The sequence below is a fragment of the Nocardia iowensis genome (genome assembly GCF_019222765.1).
GTDB lineage: Bacteria > Actinomycetota > Actinomycetes > Mycobacteriales > Mycobacteriaceae > Nocardia > Nocardia iowensis.
Genome location: NZ_CP078145.1, coordinates 6,629,436 through 6,647,193, shown reverse-complemented (window position 1 = coordinate 6,647,193; position 17,758 = coordinate 6,629,436). Strand labels below are relative to the sequence as shown.

At 66.5% G+C, this 17,758-nt stretch carries 15 protein-coding genes and 2 tRNA genes; 9 read left to right on the top strand and 8 right to left on the bottom strand.

The window, feature by feature from the left end; genetic code table 11:
- Positions 1–13: 13 nt before the first annotated feature.
- On the bottom strand, positions 14–1,252 hold the full coding sequence (locus KV110_RS30690; protein ID WP_218470665.1) for an MFS transporter: 1,239 nt from the start codon (positions 1,250–1,252) through the stop codon (positions 14–16).
- 77 nt (positions 1,253–1,329) lie between these two features.
- Between KV110_RS30690 and KV110_RS30685 the strand changes: the two genes are divergently transcribed.
- Entirely contained in the window at positions 1,330–2,232 is a 903-nt protein-coding gene (locus KV110_RS30685) for a LysR family transcriptional regulator (RefSeq protein ID WP_246634085.1), read from the top strand.
- A 695-nt stretch (positions 2,233–2,927) separates the two neighbouring features.
- Here KV110_RS30685 and KV110_RS30680 read toward each other — a convergent pair.
- Positions 2,928–4,646: an alpha/beta fold hydrolase gene (locus KV110_RS30680; RefSeq protein ID WP_218470664.1), complete on the bottom strand. Its 1,719-nt coding sequence runs from the start codon at positions 4,644–4,646 to the stop codon at positions 2,928–2,930.
- A gap of 82 nt (positions 4,647–4,728) precedes the next feature.
- Entirely contained in the window at positions 4,729–5,283 is a 555-nt protein-coding gene (locus tag KV110_RS30675; protein WP_218470663.1) for a TetR/AcrR family transcriptional regulator, read from the bottom strand.
- A 145-nt stretch (positions 5,284–5,428) separates the two neighbouring features.
- Here KV110_RS30675 and serA point away from each other — a divergent pair, with 145 nt between their 5' ends.
- The 3 genes from serA (at position 5,429) to KV110_RS30660 (ending at position 8,930) form a co-directional block, all read left to right on the top strand.
- Positions 5,429–7,027 carry a phosphoglycerate dehydrogenase gene (serA, locus tag KV110_RS30670; RefSeq protein ID WP_218470662.1) on the top strand — a complete coding sequence of 533 codons (1,599 nt, stop codon included), beginning with the start codon at positions 5,429–5,431 and terminating at the stop codon, positions 7,025–7,027.
- A gap of 144 nt (positions 7,028–7,171) precedes the next feature.
- Positions 7,172–8,179 (top strand): 3-isopropylmalate dehydrogenase, encoded by a 1,008-nt coding sequence (locus KV110_RS30665; protein WP_218470661.1) that lies wholly within the window; start codon positions 7,172–7,174, stop codon positions 8,177–8,179.
- 148 nt (positions 8,180–8,327) lie between these two features.
- Positions 8,328–8,930, top strand: a complete 603-nt coding sequence (locus KV110_RS30660; RefSeq protein ID WP_246634084.1) for a Uma2 family endonuclease — start codon at positions 8,328–8,330, stop codon at positions 8,928–8,930.
- A gap of 12 nt (positions 8,931–8,942) precedes the next feature.
- Here the strand turns inward: KV110_RS30660 and KV110_RS30655 are convergent, their stop codons facing one another.
- Positions 8,943–9,551, bottom strand: coding sequence for a TetR/AcrR family transcriptional regulator (locus tag KV110_RS30655; protein WP_218470660.1), 609 nt, complete (start codon positions 9,549–9,551; stop codon positions 8,943–8,945).
- A gap of 440 nt (positions 9,552–9,991) precedes the next feature.
- Positions 9,992–11,179, bottom strand: a complete 1,188-nt coding sequence (locus KV110_RS30650; protein ID WP_218470659.1) for an MFS transporter — start codon at positions 11,177–11,179, stop codon at positions 9,992–9,994.
- A gap of 202 nt (positions 11,180–11,381) precedes the next feature.
- Between KV110_RS30650 and KV110_RS30645 the strand changes: the two genes are divergently transcribed.
- The 4 genes from KV110_RS30645 (at position 11,382) to KV110_RS30630 (ending at position 14,075) form a co-directional block, all read left to right on the top strand.
- Positions 11,382–12,158: a fumarylacetoacetate hydrolase family protein gene (locus KV110_RS30645; RefSeq protein ID WP_218470658.1), complete on the top strand. Its 777-nt coding sequence runs from the start codon at positions 11,382–11,384 to the stop codon at positions 12,156–12,158.
- 16 nt (positions 12,159–12,174) lie between these two features.
- Complete coding sequence (gltX, locus tag KV110_RS30640) at positions 12,175–13,647, top strand: glutamate--tRNA ligase (RefSeq protein ID WP_218470657.1); 1,473 nt, start codon at positions 12,175–12,177, stop codon at positions 13,645–13,647.
- Between the two features lie 134 nt (positions 13,648–13,781).
- Positions 13,782–13,853: transfer RNA gene (locus tag KV110_RS30635), tRNA-Gln, on the top strand.
- Between the two features lie 149 nt (positions 13,854–14,002).
- A tRNA-Glu gene (locus KV110_RS30630) sits at positions 14,003–14,075 on the top strand.
- Between the two features lie 492 nt (positions 14,076–14,567).
- Here KV110_RS30630 and KV110_RS30625 read toward each other — a convergent pair.
- From KV110_RS30625 to KV110_RS30615, 3 genes are all read right to left on the bottom strand, one after another.
- On the bottom strand, positions 14,568–14,774 hold the full coding sequence (locus tag KV110_RS30625) for a DUF5302 domain-containing protein (protein WP_218470656.1): 207 nt from the start codon (positions 14,772–14,774) through the stop codon (positions 14,568–14,570).
- Between the two features lie 156 nt (positions 14,775–14,930).
- On the bottom strand, positions 14,931–15,431 hold the full coding sequence (locus KV110_RS30620; RefSeq protein ID WP_218470655.1) for a PPOX class F420-dependent oxidoreductase: 501 nt from the start codon (positions 15,429–15,431) through the stop codon (positions 14,931–14,933).
- A 33-nt stretch (positions 15,432–15,464) separates the two neighbouring features.
- The gene (locus tag KV110_RS30615) at positions 15,465–16,166 is read right to left on the bottom strand and encodes an IclR family transcriptional regulator (protein WP_218470654.1); all 702 of its coding nucleotides are present in this window, start codon (positions 16,164–16,166) and stop codon (positions 15,465–15,467) included.
- A 166-nt stretch (positions 16,167–16,332) separates the two neighbouring features.
- Here KV110_RS30615 and leuC point away from each other — a divergent pair, with 166 nt between their 5' ends.
- The gene (leuC, locus tag KV110_RS30610; protein WP_218470653.1) at positions 16,333–17,754 is read left to right on the top strand and encodes a 3-isopropylmalate dehydratase large subunit; all 1,422 of its coding nucleotides are present in this window, start codon (positions 16,333–16,335) and stop codon (positions 17,752–17,754) included.
- Positions 17,755–17,758 lie beyond the last annotated feature (4 nt).

Genomic DNA, 17,758 nt, shown 5'->3' with positions numbered 1-17,758 from the left:
TGATGAGTGCAGCTTATTTTCCGCTAACGCCCTGTTCGGGCCTGCCGGGCGCGCTGCCGAAAGCGGCGGTCGTCAGCGCGGCTACTGCGAGGGCACCGCCGAGCCACATCACCGATGTCACACCGAGGGCGTCCGCGGCCAGCCCACCCGCCAGCGAGCCGAGCGCGATGGCGGCGTTGAACACACCGGCGAAGAGCGAGGACGCGCCCTCCCTGGCATCGGGTGACGCGGCGAAGATCCAGCTCTGCGTGCTCACCGACACCCCGCCGTAGGACAGCCCCCACACGACCATCAACAGTGCGGCGAGGGCTAGCGAACCGCCGAGGGCGGGCACCAGGAACACCGTCGCCGCCAGGGTCGTGCTGAGTGCGACAAGGGTCGTGCGTGGTGTCCGAGCCGCAGCCGCACCGGCGCCGAAATTGCCTACGACACCGGCGATTCCGTATACCAGCAGCAGCGTTCCGATGGTCGCCGCACCAACCCCGGTCACCTGCTCGAGCACCGGCCGAATGTAGGTGTAGGCGGCGAAATGCCCGGTCACCAGAAACGCGACAACAAGCAAACCCGTGCGCAACTGCGGCTGCCGAAGCAGTCGGAACACACCGCCGAGCGGAACCACCTGCGCCGCGGGCAGTCGCGGCAGCAGCACCGCCATCGCGATCAACACCAGCGACGCGAGACCGGCGGCGGCGAGGAAGGCAACGCGCCATCCGGCGAGCGCTCCCATGTACGTTCCCGCGGGAATTCCGAGCACCGATGCCACGGCAACCCCGCTGAAGACCAACGATGTCGCCGCACCGACCGATTGTGCGGGTACCAGCCGCGTGGCCAGGCTCGCCGCGATCGCCCACACGCCGCCCATGCCGATGCCGACCAGCACCCGGGCGCCGAGCATGACACAGAAGTTCGGCGACCACGCCGCCCCCAGATTGCCGAGCACCAACACCGCCATCAGCACGCACATCACGAACCTGCGGTCGAAGCGGCCGAGTACTGCGGTGAGCACGGGTGCGGAAACGGCGGCGACCAGACCGGTGACCGTCAGCGAAAGCCCGGCTACGCCCTCGGACACCCGCAATGCGTCGCCGATCGGAGTGAGCAGGCCGACCGGCAGCATCTCCGAGGTCACCACCGTGAATGTGCCCGCAGTCACGGCGCCGACACCGAGCCACCCGCGCAGCGCCGAGTTGCGCTGGGTTGTCGAGTTGTGCTGGGTCGCCGTACCACTCGCGACTTCCTGAACCTCTGTCATGACATCGAGCCAAGTTTGCGCGGAGCTCGGAAACAACGGCGAAGGTCTCATAGTTCTATGAGCTGTACTCATCGACCGTGGAGAGGAAGCGAATGGGCGGCCTGGAAGTGCGCGAGCTGGAGGCTTTCCTCGTGCTGGCCGAGGAACTGCACTTCGGCCGCGCCGGTGAACGGCTGTACGTGTCGCAGAGCCGGGTGAGTCAGCTCTTGCGGGCACTGGAGCATCGGGTCGGCGCCAGGTTGGTCGAACGCACCAGCCGCAAGGTCGAGCTCACGCCGCTCGGCAAGGACTTCCTGGCTGATCTACAGCCCGCCTATGCCGCGCTGCGGGCGACGGTGGAGGATGCGCGTGCGGCCGCGCGTGGGGTGGACGGGCTGCTGCGCATAGGTTTTCAGGGTTCCTCCAACCAGCACCTGATGGACGCGATCGCGCTGTTCCATCGCAGGTTCCCGGACTGCTCGACCGAGCTGGTGGAGGTCTCGCTGGCCGATCCGTTCGGTCCGGTGCAGCGCAACGAGGTCGACACGGCCGTGGTGCTTTTGCCGATGGGGGAGAGCGATCTCGTTCTGGGGCAGGTCTTTTCCGAGCAGCCGCAGACCTTGGCCGTGTGCAGTGGGCATCCGCTGGCCAGACGGCCCGCACTATCGGCCGAGGACCTGGCGAACTTCTCGTTGATCGGTGTTCGTGGCCCGGCGCCGCAATATTGGCGGCGTGCGCAAGCGCTGGATGTCACACCGGGTGGGCGGATGATCGTCCAGGGACCCGAGGTCGGCACGCTGGAGGAAGGGCTCGCGCTGGTGGCGGCGGACCTGGGCGCGATGCTGTTGTGTCACCCGACAGCGGCGTACCACGGTCGGCCTTCCGTCACGTTCGTCCCGGTGACCGGGTTGGCACCCTCACGACTCGGGTTGATCTGGCATCGCAACCGGGAGACCGCGCGGGTGCGCGCCTTCTCGCAGGCGGTCGCGGCGGTGGGCTGAGCCCGCATTGCGAAGCCGGCGAACAATAAAAGTCTAGTTTACCAGTGTCGATACAGCCGACATATGTGTCTAGAGAGTCGGAGTTTTAGCGACATAGGCATGGGCTCCTGGTAAGGAGCCCATCGAGGAATTCAGTGCCCGGCACCTCCATGTCCGACTTGGCGTAAATGTCCGAGTCACATCAAGTCATCCCGCTTCTCCCTTAGGTGACTCCCATCGATTTCTTAACAGATCTTTATGTTTACCGACCGGAGCGCGGCTGAGCCGAAGCCGAGGGGCATACGCCGTGGTCAAGCCCATGGTTCTCCGGGCACTGACACCAAATGGTCACCTGACCAGGTGTTCTTCGTTATGTGACTGTAACCTGCATCACTAAATGCCGGAATTTCGTAACCCACTTTGTCCGGCCGCCGATGTGCCTTGTGTCAGCCAGTACGACTGGATTGTCTTTCAACGAAGAGGTATTTAAATGATCCCCGTTATCATCGACACCGGTAGCGCTGCCCTGGGCGGTTTCCTGGACACCTTCGGAGCCGCTCTCCACGGAATCGTCAACACCCTGTGGACGGGATCCTTCGGCGGCCGCTGAATTAACGTGATGGTCGATTGATCGACCGGGTCTCGCGCCACCTGAGCGCGATTCCGGAGAGGGCCCCGCACCCCAGTGGTGCGGGGCCCTCCTCGTTGCGCGGGTGCTAGCGCGCGGATGCGCCGACCGCTCGGACGCCGACTTGTGCGATCTCGGCCGCTACCTGTGCGGGATGGGTCAGCTGCGGGTAGTGACCGGTGCCCTCGATCACGACAACTTCCGGCGGTACGGCCACGGCGAGCGGATCTTCCGCGCCGACAACGATCCGGACCGGCACGTCGATACCGGCAAGCAACTCGGCCAGCTCGTTTCGTCGTGCGGGTGCACTCGCCCGACGCAGCGCGGCGACGGTGCGCACCGCCACACCGGGCCTGCGCAAGTTGGCTGCCGCACTGTCTACGGCTGCGCCCGCGGGGATGCCGAGTCGCGTTGCCAGCGCGGCCGCCGACATCCGCCGCAACGCCACCGCCGCCAGCGGTGAACCTAGGACTCGACTGGACCGCGGTTGCAGAAACGCGGGCGACACCAGGACGACACCGGAGATGCGGTCCGGGTGTGCGGCGGCATATTTCAACACGGGGCCGCAGCCGAGCGAATGACCCACCAGTACAGGTCGACTGCGCGCGGTGCTCATCAATCGCGGTAGGACTTCGTCGATTTCGCCGGGTGCGGAGCGCCCCAGCCCGGGCAGGTCGGCAACCAAGCTGGGCGCTTCGAGGGCCTTGCGCACCTCGGTCCACGAGTCACTGTCGACAGGTAGCCCGTGCAGTAGCACGTAGGCCGGTTGCGTACGGTCCCCGGAAACCCAAATGCCGTCGACGAATCCGGCGGTCGGATCCGCCTCGACGGCACCGAACCGGCTCGAAACCAGATGGTCGGCCCAGGCGCGCAGCACGGTCTCGCTGTCCGGCATGGCGAGTCCGGCTTTGTGCGCGACCTCGTCCGCGGCGGCCGTGTCGTACCGATCGTCGGCGATGAACGGGAGAGTTTCGGGGTCGGCGCCGGTCAACGCCCGCGGCAGCTTCTCGATGACGCCGACCGGAATGGAGAAGCGTGGGGCGCGCACCCCCATATGCCCGGCGAGGAGCCGAATCAGCTCCGGCAGCACCGGGGTTCGCGGGTCGAGGACGGTGAAAGATCGTCCCGCGGTGTCGGCCTGCTTCGGCAGTTCGGTCAGAAACGCCGCGAAGTAGTCCAGATCGACTATCGGAAGGAAGGTTTCGCGGCCGCCGGGGATCGCGGCGAGCCTGCCATGCCACAGGTCATCGACAATGCTTGCGAGCCCGACGTATTGGCCGCGGCCGAGTACGCTGCTCGGGTTGGCGATCGTCAAGGGAATGCCACGTTCGGCCGCCCGCAGGCGCAGCAGCGGATCCGACTCGAACTTCGAGGCACCGTAAGCGCCTGTCGCATAGTTCTGTTCGGCGGAATCCTCGACGGTGATGCGATAGCCGGTGATGTGGACGACCCGTCGCAACCCGGGCAGCGCGGCGGCCCAATCGAGCACGTTGAGTGCGCCGGTCACGTTCACCGCGTACGCGTCGTCCTTGCCGAGGCCGAAAGCGAAGCGGGCCGCGCAGTTATAGACGTCACGGACGTCGGCGGCGTCGAGGTCGGTGGGCAGGCCGAGATCCTTCGCGGTCACGTCACAGGAAACGACGCTGAGCCCGGTCTGGTCGACAGCCTGTGCGTGCAGCCACGTGGTGAGCCGTTGCTCGCTGCCGGGACGGACGGCCGCGATGACGGATCCGCCCTGAGTGAGTAGGTGGGCTACCACGGCGCGGCCGATGAACCCGGCGGCGCCGAGCACGATGCTGTCGGACATGATGTTCTCCTTAATAGACCGGTCTACATATTCTGAGGATATGCGAAAGCTGTTGCCGGAAAGGCTGATCAGAGCTCAGAGCTCAGAGCATGGCGTGAATGGTGCGCGCCACCCGCTCGAGCGGCTCGCGGTTGCGCTGGGCGCGGGCCAAGAGCAGGGCACCTTCGATCATGGCGAGAATCGCCGCGGCCAAGTCCGCCGCATCGGACCGTCCGTCGGCCTGCAGCCGAATGCGTAGTGCCCCTTCCCATGCCGCGTACGCGGCGGCGCATTCGGCCTGGATCGTGTCATTCGCGGCCGCAACGTCGAGCGTGACCGTGGCGACCGGACAGCCGTGATGCCAATCGGAGGCTTCCAGTCGGTCGCCGAATACAGTGAGCAGGCTGGTCACGGCTGTCGCGGTGTCGCCGGGTTCGGCCTGATCGATCAGCGCCGTGATTTCGCTGCCTGCCTGGGCTACCGCCTCGGCGACGAGTTGGTCCTTGCCGCCCGGAAAGTGGAAGTACAGCGAGCCGCGCGGTGCGCCGCTGGTCTCGATGATCTGGTTGAGGCCCGCACCGAAGTATCCGTGCTTCTCCACCAGTGCCCGAGTGGCACCGAGGAGTTTGCAGCGTGTCTCGGTTCCCTTGGCGCCCATGCGGTAACTGTAGACCGGTCTTCATATTTTTGCGAATCCGCTCTACTGACGACGGCCGCCCTACCAGGGGGTAGCAGGCGCCGAAACCACGCCCACTAAGCTGATCGGCGGTAATTGCCGACCCCTTCCCCAGGAGTACTCCACAGTGAGCCAAGCAGGCCGTCCTGTTGTCCTGATCGCCGACAAGCTTGCCCAGTCGACCGTCGACGCGCTCGGTGACGGAGTCGAGGTTCGGTGGGTCGACGGCCCCGACCGCCCGGCTCTACTCGCCGCCGTGCCCGACGCCGACGCACTACTCGTGCGCTCCGCGACCACGGTGGACGCCGAGGTCCTGGAGGCAGGCAAGAACCTCAAGATCGTCGCCAGGGCCGGCGTCGGCCTCGACAATGTCGACGTACCCGCGGCCACCGAACGCGGTGTCATGGTGGTCAACGCGCCAACCTCGAACATCCACACCGCCGCCGAGCACGCCGTCACGCTGCTACTCGCCGCCGCGCGCCAGATCCCGGCGGCCGATGCCACGCTGCGCGAACACACCTGGCAGCGCAGCAAGTTCAACGGTGTCGAGATCTTCGACAAGACCGTCGGCGTGGTCGGCCTCGGCCGCATCGGCCAGCTGTTCGCCGCGCGCCTCGCCGCCTTCGAGACCAAGATCGTCGCGTACGACCCCTACGTCTCGCCCGCCCGTGCCGCCCAGCTCGGCATCGAGCTGCTGAGCCTGGACGAACTGCTCGAGCGCGCCGACCTGATCTCGGTGCACCTGCCGAAGACCCCGGAGACCAAGGGCATCATCGGCAAGGAAGCCATCGCGAAGACCAAGCCGGGCGTCATCATCGTCAACGCCGCGCGCGGCGGACTCGTCGACGAGCAGGCGCTCGCCGATGCCATCAAGTCCGGCCATGTGCGGGCCGCCGGCCTGGACGTGTTCGAGACCGAGCCGTGCACCGACAGCCCGCTGTTCGAGCTGCCGCAGGTCGTGGTGACCCCGCACCTCGGCGCGTCCACCTCGGAGGCGCAGGACCGTGCGGGCACCGACGTCGCCAAGTCGGTACTGCTCGCGCTGGCCGGTGAATTCGTGCCCGGCGCCGTGAATGTCACCGGCGGCAGCGTCGGCGAAGAGGTCTCGCCGTGGCTGGACATCGTGCGCAAGCAGGGTGCACTGCTCGGTGCGCTGTCCGACGAGCTGCCGGTCAGTGTCGAGGTGCAGGTGCGCGGCGAGCTCGCCGCGCAAGACGTTGCGGTGCTGGAGCTTTCGGCGCTGCGCGGCATTTTCTCCGCCCTGGTCGAAGATCAGGTCACCTTCGTCAACGCGCCGACCCTGGCCAAGGAGCGCGGCATCACCGCACAGGTGACCACCGCGTCGGAGAGCCCGAGCCACCGCAGCGTCGTCGACCTGCGTGCCGTGTTCGGCGACGGCCGCACCCTGAACGTGGCGGGCACGCTGACCGAGCCGCAGCAGGTGCAGAAGATCGTCAACATCAACGGCCGCAACTACGACATGCGCGCCGAGGGCCTGAACGTCGCCGTGCTGAACTACGAGGACAAGCCGGGCGCACTCGGCAAGATCGGCACCAAGCTCGGTGAAGCCGGGATCGACATCCTCGCCGCCCAGCTGAGCCAGGACGTCGACAAGGAAGGCGCGACGGTGATCCTGCGCGTCAACCGCGAGGTCCCCGCCGACGTGGAATCCGCGATCGCCGAATCCGTAGGTGCCGCAAAGGTCGTCGTCGTCGACCTGTTCTGATCCGATGCCGCGCACGCATTGACGCCCCGCGCACGAAATCATCAGCGATTTCGTGCGCGGGCATCGGAAACGTGCGCGGCGCTGACAATGCGGTGCCTGGTCGCCGACCCTGCGCCTAGCAATACCGAACGGAGCATTGTTGTCATGAAGCTTGCTGTGATCCCCGGCGACGGCATCGGTCCGGAAGTCATTGCTCAGGCACTGAAGGTGCTCGACGTGGTCGTGCCAGGTGTCGAGAAGACCGAGTACGACCTCGGTGCCAAGCGGTACCACGCGACCGGTGAGATCCTGCCGGAATCGGTGCTGCCGGAGTTGAAGCAGCACGACGCGATCCTGCTCGGCGCGATCGGTGATCCGTCGGTGCCCAGCGGCGTGCTCGAGCGCGGGCTGCTGCTGCGCACCCGGTTCGCACTGGATCATCACGTGAACCTGCGGCCGTCCAAGCTGTTTCCCGGCGTGACCAGCCCGCTGGCAGGCAGCCCCGACATCGATTTCGTGGTGGTCCGGGAAGGGACCGAGGGGCCGTACACCGGCACCGGTGGTGCGATCCGCGTCGAGACGCCGCACGAGGTGGCAACCGAGGTCAGCACCAACACCCGCTTCGGCATCGAGCGCGTCGTGCGCTACGCCTTCGCGAAGGCGCAGGCCCGCCGCAAGCACCTCACTCTGGTGCACAAAACCAACGTGCTCACCTTCGCCGGTTCGCTGTGGCAGCGCACCGTGGACGAGGTGGCCGCCGAATTCCCTGATGTCGCAACGGCTTACCAGCACATCGACGCCGCGACCATTCATCTGGTGAACGATCCGGGCCGGTTCGATGTGATCGTCACCGACAACCTGTTCGGCGACATCATCACCGACCTCGCGGCCGCCGTCAGCGGCGGCATCGGCCTGGCCGCCAGCGGCAATATCGATGCCTCGGGGACCAATCCGAGCATGTTCGAGCCGGTGCACGGCAGCGCCCCCGATATCGCGGGCCAGTCCAAGGCGGACCCGACCGCCGCAATCCTCTCGGTTTCGTTGCTGCTCAACCATCTCGGCAATAGCGAAGCCGCCGCCCGGATCGAATCCGCCGTTGCCAAGGATCTCGCTGCCCGCGCGGGTGCGGCGTCGACGGTCGAGGTGGGCGACCGCATCGCCGCCATCGTCTGAGCCGAAGCCGAACAAGGTTCCGTACCGGAACCTTCCGGTGACGTGTGAACCGGACGCGGCGTGGTAAACCATGGATTGGGTCCATGATGTGTGCTGGATTACAGCCACTCGGCGAACATGCGGACCTACCTGGTGAGACGGAGGTTCGGTGAACGGACGGCGAGGCAATCGAAGGGCCGATGTCGGTCCCTATGCCGGGTTGGATCTGCGTGATGTGCCCGGTGGCGGCAAGGGTTTCGAACTCGAGGACGGCTGGCTGGTCGAGGTGGCCGCCGGTGCCAGGCACAACCACGTGACGCAGCGACTGGGCCGCCTCATCGATGCCGCGGCCGTCGGTGCCGCCGTGCACCTCTGCGTCGGCAGCGGCTGGGAGGTCTCCACCCGTAGTGGGGTGCGCAAGCCCGACATCATCGTGGTGCCGCGTGAGGTCGCCAGGGCCGCGGTCGTCGCGGACGTTCCCAAACGGGTTTCCGGCACCGAGGTGCGACTCGCCGTGGAGGTCATCGCGCCTGGTAGCGGGACCGAACGCACCGATCGAGTGCGGAAGGTGCGCGAGTACGCGGCTATCGGCATTCCGCAGTACTGGATCATCGAGCATCAACCCGATGTGCTGGTGCACCGGATGGTGCTGGGCGACGGCGGTTATGGCGCCGATCCGGTGGTCGGTGCGGGCACTGTCTTCGAGGCCGTAGTCGACGCGGACAAGCCGTTCCGCGTCGCGTTCGATCCCGCTGCGCTGCTTGCCGTTTGACCGGAGCCGAGCTCAGCCCTTGCCGCGGTGGCGGCTCTGCCGGTGGCTGATACCGACCGCGCGGCGGACGAACGCGACTGTCTCCGGGGCGATCTCGTCATGACAGCGGCCCGCGTCGATGCGTTCGATGGCGCGACTGAGTGCGCCGTCGATGAGGTCGGCGGTCAGGTCGGGATTGGGGTTGCCGAGGCCGGTGAGCGCCGTGCGCAGCGGGGCGGCAAGATCGTGGTGGGCGTCAACGAGATCGCGCCGAGCAGCCTCGCCACGGGGGAGTGTGCTGCCGAGGACGGCGATGCGGTGGGCGCCGGAGGCGGCCAGGGCCAGGGTGGTTCGGACATATGCCTCGACCTGACCCGCGGGCGTTTCGGCGCGTTCGACCGTATCGCGCACGCGCTCACCCCACTCCGTCAACGCGTCGGCCACGATCCGGGACAGGATTTCGTCGCCGGACCGAAAGTATTTATAGACACTGCTGCGCGCGAGTCCGGCCGCCGCGCCGACCATCGCGGGCGACACCGCCTGCGGGCCGTTCTGCAACAACACCATCCGCGCGGCGTCGAGCAACGCGCGCTCTTGGTTCGCCCGGTGCTCGGCGACGGTTGGTGCGTCGATCCTCGGCATCGCACTCCTGGTCGTGATAGCGACGGAATGTTTCTATCGTAGCACTTGGCGACATTGTGCCGCTAAATGCGACATAGCGGACGTGCGCAGGGGCTGGCTGTGCTGCGGCCGAATCGCGCGCGGCGCGATGGATGCGACTGGCGGCGTGGGAAGTTCGTCCCGATCGCGAAGGTTGTCCAGCGGGCTGAACAGATCGATCGTGTCAAAGCTATTGCCATGCCGGTGTTCCCGCCGTTTCACTTGTGGACCTCCCATACGTTCCAAGGACGGTCACCGGCATTCGCGCCTTCGACATGCTGACGTTTCGAACCAGGCGACCGTCGTGTTGTAGAGCGCGGCAGCCGATTTGGCGGCCACCAGTACTGGTCGCGGGTTGAGCCTTCAACGCATCGCGCCCGATCCGGAATGTGGAGCGGGCCCAATCCGGCAGCGCTGAGCGGCTATTGGGAGCGACGATCGGTCGGCACCAAGGGGACGGCGGCCACCGCCAGCGCTGCCGCCAACAGGTAGGCGGCGGCGAAACCGCTTGCGGCGATGAGCGCGCCGAAGGCCGGCGGGACGGCGGCCATCGCGAGATTTTGACCGGTGTTCTGGATGCCGAGCCCGCGACCACTCCAGTACGGCCCAGCGATTTCGGCGACCGCGGTGAAGGCGAGCCCGTTGTCCGAGACGGTGATCACCGAGGCGGCGACCAGCAACGGGATTGCGGCCCACCACATGTGGGCCCACGCCGCCAGTGCCAGCGCGGCCATCGACAGCACGGCGGCGATGGCGACGATGCGCAACGGACCGAGCCGACTTCCGACCCGGTCGGACCAGGCGCCTGCCCCGATTCGGCCTGCGGCACCCAGGATTTGGGTGGCGGTGACCAGAACTCCGGCGGCGGCCAACGACCAGCCCGCGTCACGGTGCAGCCACAGCAGGGCGAACGTCCATACGGTTCCTTGCGGAATGACCAACAGAATGGAGACGGCATGGATACGCCACAGTGTCGTGTCGCCGCGATAAGGGTTGGCGCGCAACGCCGCATCGGTGGCGGCGCCCTCGGGGCGCGGCGGATCGATGATGCCGATCAGACAGCCAACCGCGGCGATGCCCGCCATCGCCGCGGGAACCAGAATCGCCGCGGGCACACCGTGTGTCGCGGCGACGGCGGGCACGGCCAGCGCGCCGACGGCGACCCCGAGCGGCTGGGCGGTCTGCCGGATCCCCATGGCCAACCCGCGTCGATGCGGCGGGAACCAGCCGACGATCACCCGGCCGCTGGCCCCGTTGGTGCTGGCCGCACCTACGCCGCCGAGCAACAGCAGTGCGGCCAAGGCGATGTCGCTCGTCACGGTGGCCGCGGCGCCGCCCGCGACCAGCATCAGCAGCGGGCCGCCGATCAGTACCTTGCGCTCACCGATCCGATCGACCACATACCCCCATGCGATCAATGTGCAGACCAGTCCGATTGTGGGCATGGCCACCAGCAGTCCCGCGGTGGCCAGCGGCATGCCGCGATCGGTCAGTGCGGGCAAGAGGAAGGCGACGCCGTGCACGAAGACCGCACTGGCGGCTTGGGCGAAGACGCCGAGGCCGAGCATGGACCACCGTCGAGCCGACTGGATCGGTGGCACCGTAGTCATCGCCTTCACCTCGATCTCATTATTTGGGATACAATTCCCATTCAGTGAGCAACGGTACTCACGCTACACCCTGCGTGCGATCACATTTCCGGAGTGGATTGTCGAACTGCTCACAATTGGCGGAATTCGGCTGGTCACCGGTGGCTGACCGCTCGGTTGGGTGCGTTCGGGCAGGTGGAAGCCGGTCGATAGACTGCCTGGCATGCGTCTAGGTCGAGTAGCCAGTCCCGATGGGGTCGCGTTCGTCAGCATCGAGGGGAACGGAAGCGACAGCATCGCGAAGGAAATCGCGGAACACCCGTTCGGTACGCCGACGTTCACCGGGCGGAGCTGGGCGCTGGCCGATGTGCGTCTGCTCGCGCCGATCCTGGCCAGCAAGGTGGTCTGTATCGGCAAGAACTACGCGGCGCACGCGGCCGAAATGGGCGGGCCCGCACCGGAAGACCCGGTGATCTTCCTCAAGCCCAATACCTCGATCATCGGGCCGAACGCCCCGATCATCCTGCCGCCCAGCTCCTCTCAGGTCGACTACGAGGGTGAGCTGGCGGTCGTCATCGGCCGTCCGTGCAAGGACGTATCCGCGGCTCGCGCGCTGGACGTTGTGCTCGGATACACCGTCGCCAATGACGTGACCGCGCGCGATCAACAGCGCCACGACGGACAATGGACCAGGGGCAAGGGCTACGACACCTTCTGTCCGCTCGGACCATGGATCGAAACGTCCTTGGATCCTTCGGATCTGGAGATCGTCACCGAGCTCGACGGTGAAGTCCGCCAGCGCAGTCGGACTTCGCTTCTACTGCACGACATTCCGAAGCTCATCGAATGGATCAGCACGGTGATGACGCTGTTGCCCGGCGACGTCATCCTCACCGGAACACCCGAGGGCGTCGGCCCCGTACAGGCCGGACAACAGGTGTCCGTGACCGTCGAGGGCATCGGTACCCTCATCAATCCCGTTGCCGCCAAGCATCGCTAGCGATCGAAAGAGAGCCATGACTGAAGTACGGGTCCGCTTCTGCCCGTCACCGACCGGAACGCCGCACGTCGGCCTGATCCGGACGGCGCTGTTCAACTGGGCCTACGCCCGGCACCACGGTGGAAAGTTCGTCTTCCGCATCGAAGACACCGACGCGGCACGGGATTCCGAGGACTCCTACCGCGCGCTGCTCGACGCGCTGCGCTGGCTCGGCCTCACCTGGGACGAAGGACCGGAGGTCGGCGGCCCCTACGAGCCGTACCGCCAGTCGCTGCGCAAGGATCTACATCTGGATGTGGTCCAGCGGCTGCTGGCAGCGGGCGAGGCCTATGAATCCTTCTCCACGCCTGAGGAAGTCGAGGCGCGCCACCGCGCCGCCGGCCGCGACCCGAAGCTCGGGTACGACAACTACGACCGCGAGCTCACCGCGCAGCAGATCGAGGCGTATCGAGATGCCGGTCGCCCCGCGGTGATTCGGCTGCGGATGCCCGACGAAGACCTCACCTGGCACGACCTGGTGCGCGGCGAGACCACCTTCAAGGCGGGCACGGTTCCCGACTTCGCGCTCACCCGCGGCACCGGTGAGCCGCTGTACACGCTGGTCAACCCGGTCGACGACGCATTGATGAAGATCACGCACGTTTTGCGGGGCGAGGATTTGCTTTCCTCGACCCCGCGGCAGCTCGCTCTCTATGGCGCCTTGCGGCGCATCGGCGTGGCCGACTTCACGCCGGAGTTCGGCCACCTGCCGTTCGTGATGGGGCAGGGCAACAAGAAGTTGTCCAAGCGTGATCCGGAGTCGAATCTGTTCGTCCACCGTGATCGCGGATTCATCCCCGAGGGTTTGCTGAATTACCTGGCACTACTCGGTTGGAGCATCGCCGATGACCACGACGTGTTCACCATGGCGGAGATGGTTGCCGCGTTCGACATATCGAAAGTAAATTCGAATCCGGCACGATTCGATCAGAAGAAGGCGGACGCGCTCAACGCCGAGCACATCCGATTGCTGGAACCGGGTGATTTCAGCAACCGACTGCGCGAGTACCTCACCCGGCACGGTCATATCGGCGCCGAAATCGACGAGAAGATGTTCGCCGCCGCGGCGGAACTGGTGCAGACCCGGATCGTCGTGTTGTCCGATGCTTGGGAACTGTTGCGTTTCCTGTTGGCGCCCGCCGAACAATTTGCGATCGACCCCGCCGCCGGAGCCAAGAATCTCGGCTCTGACGCAACTCCTGTATTGCAATCCGCTATTGCCGCGCTGGAGCCGCTGACGCAGTGGTCCACCCCCGCTATCGAAGAGGCGCTGAAAACCGCGCTGATCGATGATCTGGGGCTCAAGCCGCGCAAGGCATTCGCGCCGGTGCGCGTCGCGGTAACCGGGTCGCACATCAGTCCGCCGCTGTACGAGTCGCTGGAACTGCTCGGCCGCGACCTCAGCCTGGACCGGCTGCGCTCGGCACAGGAGTGGTCGGCGACGTCCTGAATCGGCCGATTAGGCCGAAAAAATGGCTTGGACCAGGCGATTTGTAGTAAACCGGTAGCCGTTTGGTACTCTTCTTCTCGGCCAGGAACGCGGCCTCGCAGTCAGCCAGACGCGAGGCTGAATCACCAGGTCATTGGGGTATGGTGTAATTGGCAACACAGCTGATTCTGGTTCAGCCATTCTAGGTTCGAGTCCTGGTACCCCAGCGGAGAGATTGTTGTCGAGGACGGTGCGCGGCCGAAATCAGTACAGCAGCAGGCGATTTGGTCGCCGAGCTCCGGCCAGCTAAGCTAGCCGAGCCTCTTGATCGAAAGATCAACCAAAGGTGCTCCTCATGCAAATGAGAAGCAGTCCTGGCCCCGTCGTCTAGCGGCCTAGGACGCCGCCCTCTCAAGGCGGTAGCGCGGGTTCGAATCCCGTCGGGGCTACAACCAGTACCAGGCTCATGCTCATTGAGAGCATGAGCCTGGCTGGTTTTCGCGTGTTTTTGTGGGGGTGCAACCCCCACGCCCCGCCCGGCGGGCTGCGCCCCCGGACCCCCTGGCCGAGAGGGCTTCGCCCTCGGCGCGGATGTGGGTAGGTGGGCGGAGGATGTCTCGTTTCCACGAATTTAGCGAACATCGCGGCTGGCTGGCTGGGGTCTCGTGCTCCCTGGGTGAGGGGCTTCGCCTTCGGCGCGTATAGGTGGCGGCGGCGTGTCTCGTCCCAAAGGTTGAGCTCCAGCGTCGTCGGTGGCTGCCTGATGCTGACCGACCGTCGGGTGCCGAAGGCTGGCCGCACACCCTTGTCTGAGCCGAACACGCCGTGTACTGGGTGTTCGGGCTCACACGAAGGGTGCGCAATCGCCCTGGGGCGGGTTGTGCGGCACAAAGCGAAGGCCCCCCAGTTGGTGACCGGGGGGCCTTTCTCGTCTGCGGGGTTTATCCGCTCTTGCGGCGGAATTCTCGCTTGTGGCTGGCGTTGCCGTGGGTTGCGGAGGCGCCTTTGGAACGGCCGTCCAGGTGGTCGGCGGTTCGGGCGTTGTGCTGGTTTTTGCGGTCCAGCGCCTCTTTGAACTTGCGCTTCACCTCGTCGGCGCTTGTGCCCTCGGCACTGCCTGAGGGGTTGGAACTATCCGATTCCGCCATCGCCGTCTCCTCGTCGTGGCGGCCGCGCGCCGCACCCGTGCGGGCGTCGGTGCCCGGCCGATTCGTGTCGAACGGTTCGACGTTAGTCGCCGGGGGGCGCGATGTCAGGTCGATATCGGTGCGCGTTCGGGTGCTGTGTCGCACCGCATAGGCAGGTCAGTCGAGGGGTTGGGCGGTGGTGCCGCCGAGGGGGAGCTGGGGGAGGCCGAGCTTGCGGTGATCCCAGCTGCGGATGCGGTCGGGGATGACGCGGATGGCGGTGCGCTTGTGCAGCATGGTCTCGACCATCGGACGGACCTCCTCGCTGTACGGGCCGGTGTAGCGCTCCCACACGCTCACACCGACGGCGTAGAGCTTGTCGGGGTCGTCGATGATCTCGGCGTGGCCCTCGATGGAGACACCCCGCAGCTGGTCGTAGGTCTGGCCGGCCTCGACCATGCAGGTGATGCGCGGGTCGCGGCGCAAGTTGACCGCCTTTTGGGACTTCGTTTTCGTCTCGAACCACAGCTCGCCGTCGATGAGCGCGTACCACATGGCGGTCAGGTGCGGCCTGCCCTTGGGGCCGATGGTCGCCAGCGTGGCGATGCGGCTGCGCTCCAGGAACTCGGTGATCTCGGTATCGGACATGACGATCTGCGCCCGTTGGTTGACTCCCATGGGCTCACTCTAGAAGGTCATTTCTGAAACGTGTTATAGCCGCTTGTGTAGCGCTTCCGCGGCGGCGACCAGGTCGGCCGCCCAGCGCGCGCCGGGCCTGCGGCCCATCCGGTCGATCGGGCCGGACACCGAGACGGCCGCGATCACGACCCCCGCGGCATCGCGCACGGGCGCGGAAACGCTGGCCACGCCGGACGCGCGTTCGGCGGCGCTCTGGGCCCAGCCGCGCTTGCGCACCTCGGTGAGCGCGCGTTCGCCGAAGACGGCGTCGGCGAGGATGGTGCGCTGCAGGTCGGGGTCGGCCCAGGCGAGCAGCACTTTGGCCGCGGAGCCCGCGGTCAGCGGCAGGCGCGCGCCGACGGGGACGGTGTCGCGCAGTCCGACGGGTGGTTCCAGCGCCGCGACACAGATCCGCGCATTGCCGTCCAGGCGATAGAGCTGGACGCTTTCGCCGGTGATCTCGCGCAACCGGGGCAGGATGGCCGACGCGGCCTCCAGCAGCGGATCGGTGGCGCCGGCGGCGAGCTCGGCGAGGGCGGGGCCTGGCCGCCACATTCCGGTGTTGTCGCGGGCCAGCAGGCGGTGCACTTCCAGGCCGACGGCCAGGCGATGTGCGGTGGCGCGGGGCAGGCCGGTGCGGGCACACAGCTCGTTGAGACCACACGGATGCTCGGCGACGGCGTACAACACCGCCACTGCTTTGTCGAGGACGCCGATGCCGCTATGCTGTCTCATAGAACGATACTAGCGTCTCGGATGTTGGGAAATCCACTACTGGGTAGCCACCGGAGCGGAATGTCTCACGGCGCATCCGACCTCGCATATCCGAAAAACTTGTGCAGCCGCCGCCGCGCTCCCAGCCCGGATCGCGGACCGGATGCTTGTCGAAAGGTGACCGAGAATGGCACAGCCACGCACCATGGCCGAAAAGGTGTGGGAGCAGCACGTCGTCGCCCGCGGTACCGGCGAGGGCGCCGGACGCGAACCCGACCTGATCTACATCGACCTGCATCTCGTGCACGAGGTGACCAGCCCGCAGGCCTTCGACGGCCTCCGCGCGGCGGGCAGGCCGGTGCGACGGCCCGATCTGACCATCGCGACCGAGGACCACAATGTCCCGACCGCCGACATCGATAAGCCGATCGCGGACCCGATTTCGCGCACCCAGGTGGACACACTGCGCCGCAACTGCGCGGAATTCGGTGTGCGACTGCACCCGATGGGCGATCTGGACCAGGGCATCGTGCACGTCGTCGGCCCGCAACTGGGCCTGACCCAGCCGGGAATGACGGTGGTGTGCGGGGACAGTCACACCTCGACGCACGGCGCGTTCGGCGCGCTGGCGATGGGCATCGGCACGTCCGAGGTCGAACATGTCCTTGCCACCCAGACACTCTCGCTGCGCCCGTTCAAGACGATGGCGATCACCGTGGACGGCACCTTGTCGCCCGGTGTGACGAGCAAGGACCTGATTTTGGCCGTCATCGCGAAAATCGGCACCGGCGGCGGCCAGGGCTACGTGCTCGAGTACCGCGGCGAGGCGATCCGCGCCATGTCGATGGAGGCGCGAATGACCATCTGCAACATGTCCATCGAAGCGGGCGCCAGAGCGGGCATGATCGCCCCGGACGAAACAACCTATGAATTCCTCCGGGGACGCCCGCACGCCCCGCAGGGAGCCGACTGGACGGCCGCAGTGGCCGCCTGGGAGGCACTGAAGACCGACGAGGGCGCGGCTTTCGATGCCGAGGTGCACATCGACGCGAGCGAGTTGACCCCGTTCGTCACCTGGGGCACCAACCCGGGACAGGGCGCGCCCCTTGGCGAATCGGTGCCAGACCCCGCCCAGATCGCCGATGAGACGGCGCGGGAGTCGGCGCAGAAGGCGCTGCGGTACATGGATTTGGAGCCGGGCACTCCGCTTCGCGAGGTGTCGGTCGACACGGTATTCGTCGGTTCGTGCACCAACGGGCGCATCGAGGATTTGCGTGCGGTGGCCGGGATTTTAAAGGGACGCAAGGTCGCTGACGGTGTGCGAATGTTGGTTGTACCGGGGTCGATGCGGGTTCGCGCGCAGGCCGAATTAGAAGGACTCGGCGAGATTTTCACCGCGGCGGGCGCTGAATGGCGGCAGGCGGGCTGCTCAATGTGCTTGGGAATGAATCCGGATCAGCTCCAGCCGGGCCAGCGGTGCGCCTCGACGTCGAACCGCAACTTCGAGGGCCGACAGGGCAAAGGTGGCCGTACGCACCTGGTTTCCCCGCTCGTAGCGGCCGCGACGGCGGTCCGCGGAACCCTGTCCTCGCCTGCGGATCTGGTCTGACCGG

What these genes read in the sequence shown, in the direction of transcription:
- KV110_RS30675 (WP_218470663.1), bottom strand. Translation starts at nt 5,283, where the DNA reads ATGGGCGCCAAGGGAACCGAGACACGCTGCAAACTCCTCGGTGCCACT.
- KV110_RS30645 (WP_218470658.1), top strand. Translation starts at nt 11,382, where the DNA reads ATGCGTCTAGGTCGAGTAGCCAGTCCCGATGGGGTCGCGTTCGTCAGC.
- KV110_RS30690 (WP_218470665.1), bottom strand. Translation starts at nt 1,252, where the DNA reads ATGACAGAGGTTCAGGAAGTCGCGAGTGGTACGGCGACCCAGCACAAC.
- gltX (WP_218470657.1), top strand. Translation starts at nt 12,175, where the DNA reads ATGACTGAAGTACGGGTCCGCTTCTGCCCGTCACCGACCGGAACGCCG.
- leuC (WP_218470653.1), top strand. Translation starts at nt 16,333, where the DNA reads ATGGCACAGCCACGCACCATGGCCGAAAAGGTGTGGGAGCAGCACGTC.
- KV110_RS30615 (WP_218470654.1), bottom strand. Translation starts at nt 16,166, where the DNA reads ATGAGACAGCATAGCGGCATCGGCGTCCTCGACAAAGCAGTGGCGGTG.
- KV110_RS30655 (WP_218470660.1), bottom strand. Translation starts at nt 9,551, where the DNA reads ATGCCGAGGATCGACGCACCAACCGTCGCCGAGCACCGGGCGAACCAA.
- KV110_RS30620 (WP_218470655.1), bottom strand. Translation starts at nt 15,431, where the DNA reads ATGGGAGTCAACCAACGGGCGCAGATCGTCATGTCCGATACCGAGATC.
- KV110_RS30650 (WP_218470659.1), bottom strand. Translation starts at nt 11,179, where the DNA reads ATGACTACGGTGCCACCGATCCAGTCGGCTCGACGGTGGTCCATGCTC.
- KV110_RS30665 (WP_218470661.1), top strand. Translation starts at nt 7,172, where the DNA reads ATGAAGCTTGCTGTGATCCCCGGCGACGGCATCGGTCCGGAAGTCATT.
- KV110_RS30625 (WP_218470656.1), bottom strand. Translation starts at nt 14,774, where the DNA reads ATGGCGGAATCGGATAGTTCCAACCCCTCAGGCAGTGCCGAGGGCACA.
- KV110_RS30680 (WP_218470664.1), bottom strand. Translation starts at nt 4,646, where the DNA reads ATGTCCGACAGCATCGTGCTCGGCGCCGCCGGGTTCATCGGCCGCGCC.